The organism is Allobosea sp. P4_C6 (assembly GCF_056402015.1).
In genome coordinates this window covers 1-589 of the sequence record NZ_JBFUIF010000338.1, presented here as the reverse complement: position 1 = coordinate 589, position 589 = coordinate 1, and the positions used below count along the sequence as shown (strand labels likewise).

The 589-nt window shown below is 57.7% G+C and carries 1 protein-coding gene; it reads left to right on the top strand.

Annotated elements, in window-relative coordinates:
* Nucleotides 1–387 precede the first annotated feature (387 nt).
* Nucleotides 388–589: SemiSWEET family sugar transporter (locus AC1DVA_RS29005; protein WP_476808220.1), on the top strand; the 202-nt coding region annotated here is incomplete at its 3' end.

Genomic DNA, 589 nt, shown 5'->3' with positions numbered 1-589 from the left:
GGGCTATGCGATTGATGCAGGCCACGCGGTACTAGCGCTTCGATTTGGACTTGTGACGGCCAGCCTTATCGTCGCTGCGGCGCTCTTTGCTGTCGCGATTGGCTGCGGAGTAATCGCGTATCTCATCAGCGGCCGGCCCCGTGGACGCGCCTCATCGGCAAGTTCCCCATATAGCCATCCCCCATACCCGAATCCGTACTCCGGGCGGTTTCTGATGGGGGCGGGGGCTGGTCTTGCAGGGATTATCAGCCTAGGGGCGCTGCTGATCCGGTTTAGGATCCGCCGTTCCAGGCTGGAGAGGTTCAGAAACGACAGGGCAAATCCACGTCGGGCCGATTCCAGATGAACTGGATCGCTGTTGTAGGCTCACTAGCAGCATTGTGCTCCATGATCAGCTTCGTCCCGCAAGCTTGGCGCATCGTGAAAAGTCGTGACACGCGCGCAATCTCGCCCACGACCTATTGCTTTACTGTAACCGGCTTCGCTCTCTGGACGGCTTACGGTATTGGCTTAGGAGAATGGCCTCTCATCGTCACAAATAGCGTGTGTTTACTCCTCTCGGCCTTCATTCTTGCTATGACAGCGCTTC